Annotated in this window: 7 protein-coding genes; 5 read left to right on the forward strand and 2 right to left on the reverse strand. The window is 67.5% G+C overall.

Annotated elements, in window-relative coordinates; genetic code table 11:
- Nucleotides 1–14: 14 nt before the first annotated feature.
- From dapC to E1263_RS30435, 4 genes are read left to right on the forward strand one after another with little or no spacing between them, the layout of a single operon-like run.
- Nucleotides 15–1,121 carry a succinyldiaminopimelate transaminase gene (gene dapC / locus E1263_RS30420; protein WP_202869129.1) on the forward strand — a complete coding sequence of 369 codons (1,107 nt, stop codon included), beginning with the start codon at nucleotides 15–17 and terminating at the stop codon, nucleotides 1,119–1,121.
- Between the two features lie 49 nt (nucleotides 1,122–1,170).
- Nucleotides 1,171–2,328 (forward strand): amino acid deaminase/aldolase, encoded by a 1,158-nt coding sequence (locus E1263_RS30425; RefSeq protein WP_132173593.1) that lies wholly within the window; start codon nucleotides 1,171–1,173, stop codon nucleotides 2,326–2,328.
- The gene (locus E1263_RS30430) at nucleotides 2,325–3,629 is read left to right on the forward strand and encodes a D-arabinono-1,4-lactone oxidase (RefSeq protein WP_132173595.1); all 1,305 of its coding nucleotides are present in this window, start codon (nucleotides 2,325–2,327) and stop codon (nucleotides 3,627–3,629) included. The genes E1263_RS30425 and E1263_RS30430 overlap by 4 nt, the downstream gene beginning before the upstream one ends.
- A gap of 9 nt (nucleotides 3,630–3,638) precedes the next feature.
- Nucleotides 3,639–4,361 carry a PIG-L deacetylase family protein gene (locus tag E1263_RS30435; RefSeq protein WP_132173597.1) on the forward strand — a complete coding sequence of 241 codons (723 nt, stop codon included), beginning with the start codon at nucleotides 3,639–3,641 and terminating at the stop codon, nucleotides 4,359–4,361.
- Here the strand turns inward: E1263_RS30435 and E1263_RS30440 are convergent.
- Both E1263_RS30440 and E1263_RS30445 read right to left on the reverse strand, forming a co-directional pair.
- The gene (locus tag E1263_RS30440) at nucleotides 4,358–4,759 is read right to left on the reverse strand and encodes a hypothetical protein (RefSeq protein ID WP_132173599.1); all 402 of its coding nucleotides are present in this window, start codon (nucleotides 4,757–4,759) and stop codon (nucleotides 4,358–4,360) included. The genes E1263_RS30435 and E1263_RS30440 overlap by 4 nt on opposite strands.
- A 40-nt stretch (nucleotides 4,760–4,799) precedes the next feature.
- Nucleotides 4,800–5,336 (reverse strand): DUF6817 domain-containing protein, encoded by a 537-nt coding sequence (locus tag E1263_RS30445; RefSeq protein ID WP_132173601.1) that lies wholly within the window; start codon nucleotides 5,334–5,336, stop codon nucleotides 4,800–4,802.
- Between the two features lie 225 nt (nucleotides 5,337–5,561).
- Here E1263_RS30445 and E1263_RS44140 point away from each other — a divergent pair, with 225 nt between their 5' ends.
- A complete protein-coding gene (locus E1263_RS44140; protein WP_272949708.1) occupies nucleotides 5,562–5,693 on the forward strand; it encodes a hypothetical protein in 132 nt (43 codons plus the stop codon).
- Nucleotides 5,694–6,378 lie beyond the last annotated feature (685 nt).

Below are 6,378 nucleotides of genomic sequence, written 5' to 3' on the forward strand. Positions count from 1 at the left end.
GGGACAATGGGTTGGTGAAATTCGAGACCTCCAGCCGGTTGCCAGACTTCCCGTGGGACAAGCTCGCCCCTTACAAGGCCAAGGCCGCCGCACATCCGGACGGCATCGTCGACCTGTCCGTGGGTAGTCCGGTCGACCCGGTGCCCGCACTGGTGCAGAAGGCGCTGGCCGACGCGGCGGACGCACCGGCGTACCCGACAACACTCGGTACGGCGTCCGCGCGGCAGGCTGCTGTTGATTGGCTGGCGCGGCGGCTCGGTGTGGTCGACGTGGACCCGCAGCGCGGCGTGCTGCCGGTCATCGGGACCAAAGAGCTGATCATGATGCTGCCGACGCTGCTCGGAGTGGGCGCAGGCGACACTGTGCTCATCCCCGACCTGGCATACCCGACGTACGAGGCCGGTGCGGCGCTGGCGCGCGCAACCAGCGTCCCGGTGGCGGACCCGACGGCGTACGAGGGTGGTCCGGTCCGGATCGCGTACCTGAACTCGCCACGCAACCCGTCGGGGCAGATCACGCCTGCGGATGACCTGCGCCGAGCTGTCGAGTGGGCGCGGGCCAACGACGTACTGCTGGTGAGTGACGAGTGCTACGCCGAGTTCGGCTGGGATGAGAAGCCGGTGTCGGTGCTGCACCCGGACATCTGCGGTGGGAGCTTCGACAACCTGCTTGCGGTGCACTCACTCTCCAAGCGTTCCAACCTGGCCGGCTACCGGGGCGGATTCGTCGCCGGTGACGAGACGGTGGTCGCTGAACTGCTCGCAGTCCGCAAGCACGCCGGATTGATGGTCCCGTCGCCGATCCAGGCCGCTATGGCTGCCGCCTTCGCCGATGACGTCCATGTGGATGAGCAGCGCGAGCGCTACCTCCGCCGCCGGACTCTCCTGCGCGATGCGCTCACTGCGGCCGGCTGGAACATCACACTGTCCAATGGCGGGCTCTACCTGTGGGCGGACCACCCGACGTACGACTCCTATGCCTCGGTGGCCGCGCTGGCCGACCACGGCATCCTGGTCGCGCCGGGCACCTTCTACAGCCCGGAGGCCGACCACCACATCCGGGTCGCGCTGACCGGCACCGACGAGCGCGTCGAGGCCGCGGCAGCCCGGCTGCGAGACTGATTCGAAAAGATGTATTACCTTTCAGTATTTCTTCGCTTACACTCCCAAGATGGGTGAGTTTGAGCGGTATGCACGGCTGACCGCGGGCTTGGAAGCGCCGTTCGCGGTGGTGGATCTGGCCGCGTTCCGGCGGAACGCGGACGATCTCGTCCGCCGTGCGGCCGGGACGCCGATCCGGATCGCGTCCAAGTCGGTGCGCTGCCGGGAGCTGCTCGCGGCCGCGCTGGAGCGGCCCGGGTTCCACGGCGTGATGGGGTATTCGCTGGCCGAGGCACTGTGGCTGGCGGAGAACGGTGTCGACGACATCCTGCTGGGCTACCCGACCACCAACCGCACTGCGCTGCGGGAGCTGGCCGCCAACCCTGAGTCCGCCGCGAAGATCACGTTGATGATCGACTCCCCGGAGCACCTGGCCTTCATCCGGTCGGTGACGGCTGGTGGTGGCGCGAAGATCCAGGTCGCGCTCGACGTCGACGCCTCACTGCGGGTCTTCGGCCAGCACCTCGGCGTACGGCGCTCGCCGCTGCGGACCCCGGATGACGTTGCCGCGCTGGCTCAGAAGGTCGTTGCGGACGACGCCTTCGAGCTGGCCGGCGTGATGTTCTACGAGGCGCAGATCGCGGGTCTGCCCGACACCTCCCCGGCCGTGCGCTGGGTGAAGCGCCGTTCGGCTGCTGAGCTTTCGGACCGGCGTGGTGCAGTGGTCGATGCGGTTAAGCAGCTTGCCCCGCTGCGGATCGTCAACAGCGGTGGCACGGGCAGCCTGGAGATCAGTAGCGCCGACCCGGTCGTCACCGAGGTCACTGCGGGCTCCGGACTCTACGGTCCGACACTCTTCGACAAGTACGACGTCTTCCAGCCCGAGCCGGCGGTCGCGTACGCGCTGGACGTCGTACGGCGTCCCACCCCGCAGATCGCGACATTGTTCGGCGGCGGGTATGTCGCGTCCGGTCCGGCGAAGAAGTCGCGGTTGCCGTTGCCTTCCTGGCCGGCCGGATTGAAGCTGCTGGGCACGGAAGGTGCCGGAGAAGTGCAGACTCCGGTCCTTGGAAAGTCCGCTGCGGGGCTGCATCTTGGAGATCGGGTGTGGATGCGCTACGCGAAGGCGGGGGAGATGTTCGAGCGATTCGAGACTGTGCACGCGATCGACGGCGACAAGCTGACCGAGCTGACGACGTACCGAGGTGAGGGGCGGAACTTCGGATGAGTCAGACGTGGCGGAACTGGTCGGGAACTGAGACGGCGCACGGGGTCGAGGTGCTGACGCCGGGATCGGTCGACGAGCTCGCGGCGGCGGTCAAGACTGCGGCGGAGCAGGGCAAGAAGGTCAAGGCGGTTGGTTCCGGGCACTCGTTCACCGGGTGTGCCGCGCCTGAGCAGGTGATGGTTCGGCTCGATGGACTGTCCGCAATCACCAACGCAGACAGGGAATCCGGGCGCGTCACGGTCGGTGCGGGGACCGGGCTGCGAAAGCTGAATGCCGGCCTGGCTGCCTTCGATCTTGCGATGGCCAACCTTGGCGACATCGACAAGCAGACCATCTCGGGGGCGACCTCCACCGGCACGCACGGGACCGGTGCCGGCCTCGGCGGGATCGCGACCCAGATCGCCGAGCTCGACCTGGTCACGGCGGATGGCTCGGTTCTGCACTGCTCCCCGGAGGAGAACGCGGACGTCTTCAACGCGGCGCGAGTCGGCGTTGGTGCGCTGGGAGTGATCAGCTCGATCACACTGCAGACCGTCCCGGCGTTCCTGCTGCGTGCGCAGGAGATGCCGCTGCCGCTGACCGAGGTGCTGGACGGGTTCGATGAATTTGCCGACGGCAACGATCACTTCGAGTTCTACTGGTTCCCGCACACCGATGTCGCGCTGACCAAACGCAACAACCGGGTCGCCCCAGGAGTCGGCGCAGCCCCGGTCGGGGCGGTCCGCGGCTGGATCGACGACGAGCTGCTCTCGAACCGGGTCTTCGAGCTCACCAATCGGCTCGCGATGCGACGGCCGGCGCTGGTTCCGCGGATCAACCGGCTGGCAACGCGGGCACTGTCGGCTCGCGAGTACGTCGATGCGTCGTACAAGGTGTTCGTGTCCGATCGCAACGTGCTGTTCCGTGAGTCGGAGTACGCCGTGCCGCGGGAGCACGTGGTCGAGGTGCTGCAGCGGCTGCGTTCGTGGATCGATGATTCAGGGCACCATCTGCCGTTCCCGATCGAGGTTCGGGTTGCTGCGGCTGATGACATCTGGCTGTCGACCGCGTCCGGCCGCGATACGGCGTACATCGCCATCCACCAGTACCACCGGCTGCCGCATGACATCTACTTCCAGGCCTTCGAGAGCATCGTCGCCGAGTACCAGGGGCGTCCGCACTGGGGCAAGCTGCACACTCGTGGCGCTGAGGACTTTCGGGCGCTCTACCCGCACTTCGACGACTTCCTCGCGGTGCGCGATCGGGTCGATCCCGGTTATGCGTTCAGCAACCCCTACACCCGCAAGGTGTTTGGCGCTTAGTCTGCGAGCATGAGTGCTTCGGAGCGGTTGCAGCCGGTCGACGAGGACTGGCAGAAGGCGCTGGCCGTGGTCGCGCATCCGGACGACCTGGAGTTCGGGTCGGCGGCGGCGATCGCGCGCTGGACCGCGCAGGGTAAGGAGATCGTCTACGTCCTGCTGACGTCGGGGGAGGCGGGGATCGACGGTCTCGCACCGGACGAGTGCGGGCCGCTGCGCGAGGCCGAGCAGATCGAGTCGTCGCGGATCGTCGGAGTGTCGGTGGTCGAGTTCCTCGGTCAGCCCGACGGCACGATCGAGTACGGCGTCCCGCTGCGCCGCGTGATCACCGAGGTGATCCGCCGGCATCAGCCCGAGATCGTGCTCACGAACAACTTCCGCGACACCTGGGACGGCGATGTCCTGCTGAACCAGGCCGACCACATCAACACCGGCCGCGCCACCCTGGACGCCGTCCGCGACGCCGCGAACCGCTGGATCTTCCCCGACGCCGGTGAGCGCTGGGCCGGCGTGAAGCAGGTCTGGGCGTGCGGCTCACCGAACTCGCGTCATGCCGCCGACACCACGGACACCTTTACCGTGGGAGTGGACTCTTTGAAGGCCCACCAGGCCTACATCGACGGCCTCAACTGGCCGCACTTCGACTCCGAAGAGTTCCTCGAAGGCATCTCCCGCCCCACTGGAACCCGCCTAGGTACCAAGTACGCGACGAGCTTCGAGGTCTTCACTCCCTAGTAGTCCCGGGCAGCCCGCAGCTGCGGCGGGGTCGGCTTCGGCCGCCGCGGCTCGCGGTCTCCGCTCGGATCACCCGGCCCCTGCGGGCTGATCCACGAGCGCACCAGCGTGCGGCCGTGCTTGCGGCTCACCTTGTGGAGGTCGACGCGTTCTACCTCCGTCGCGGTGATGCCCAGCTGGACAAGCGTCCGCTGGGCCATCGCGTAGGCATGATCCTGTTTGCGGGGCGACGCCTTGTGCTGGAGGACGATCGCGACCTTGCCGTCGGGCAGCTCGCTGGCACGCTGCACACGCAGACCCCGGTCGAGCGGGTACGACGTGAGCGACAGCGCGACGTACTCAGGCCCGGACAGGCGCCGTACCGGCTTGGCGTGAGCAATCACTTCGTACCTGGACATACTCCGATGATGCGTCGCCGAACGCCGGAACTCCAGGAATCTACAGCTGCAGAATCCGCTGGGCGTCGGCGAGCACGGCCGGTGAGGCCAGCGACTGCCAGCGCGGGATCTGCTCCTGCAGGAACGGCTTGAGTTTCGGCTCGAGCGCCGGGGCATGGTCGAGAACGTCGAGCTCGTTGACGATCGTCAGGTCGATGAACTCACGCAGCTCATCACCGCCGAGCTCCTCCGACGTACCGGTGAAGCGATCGGTGACGGTGCGATGCTCGGCCAGATCGCGCCACGTGGTCTCGCGCTCGCACGCGCCGTACCGGTAGACGAGCAGCTCGGCCTCCGGGCCGATCACCGACTCGAGCACCGACCGCTCGGCCTGCCAGTCGAACAGGTGCGTGGGGAACCCATCCGTCCCGTACGCCGCATGGGCCAGCCCAGCGAGGACCAGCGTTTCGGAGGCACCGAGCGAGGTGAGCCGCTTGGCGACGCGGTGCAGATGCACGTAGAGGCTTCCGCCTGCATGCTCGATCTCGTCGGCGCCGCGGACCAGCAGCAATGAACTCAAGTCCTGGAAAGTGCTCATCTGACCCCTTCTCGGTGCGGAGCGGCCAGGGCCCACGGACCGGCCCAGGCCCCCACCGTAAGGCCACAGCAGGTCGCTCGCCCACCGCCTCGGCGTGCCGATTCGGTCACACCTCGTTCACCCGACGTTCGCGCCTAGGGAACGCCCCGGATCGCACCCCTGGTAACCCCTGAATCCCGCTCGCCGTCCTTCCGCCCGGCCCACGCAGCAGGCCACCATTTCTTCATGAGCAACACCGCAGCCCGCTGGACCTTGATCGCGGTCCTCGCCGCCATCACGCTCCTGACGATCACCATCACCACGCGCCTCGACGCCGCCCTCGACAAGCCCAGCCAATCAACCTCCGCCACCCGCTGAGTGGTGAAACCCCAAGGCCAGCTAGCGGAGGGATCGGCGCCAACCGGTGGGTCGCAGCGCCAACCTGCCGCACCCGTCAAAGCTCCGCGATGGTTTCAGCGGACGGGCAGTTGCCGCGACTGCGTGCACCACTCGAGACCGCGGAAATGCGGTCAGATGTCCGCGGTCCCCACGTGGTGTCCGCGCGGACCCGAGCTGGTGGCTCCGGTACGCCGGATTGCCTCGTATCCGGTTGGCGGTCGGCGGTCGGCGGTCGGCGGTTGGCGGTCGGCGGTTGGTCGGTCGTGTTCTTGGGTTGCGGCCGGCGAAAGACGTTGCGGTTGGCGTTGGGTCGGCGTGGGCTCGGCCGGTGACGTCTGGGGATGGCTGATCGCCGCTGCGGCCGACTAAAGGCAGCGTGGCTGGCCGCCACAGTGGCTGAACTGCTTGGCGAGCTTGGCGATCGAGTGCCCCGCTGCTTGGGGTTGCTGGGCTGTGGCTTCCGTCGACGACAACAAGCCCTGACAGCTGACCCGCCGCGGTAGCTAACGACGGCCGGTCAGGTTGTTCCGGGGTGCTGCGTGCGGCTGTCCGGCGGGATTGGGGAGCGCTACGCACCGGAATCGACATGTGATGTGAAGGGACATGTCGGACAGTGTCGGAGGGGACATGTCGGACAGTGCGTGTGTTAGGTCGAGGGTAGGGG

This window comes from Kribbella antibiotica (genome assembly GCF_004349055.1).
GTDB lineage: Bacteria > Actinomycetota > Actinomycetes > Propionibacteriales > Kribbellaceae > Kribbella > Kribbella antibiotica.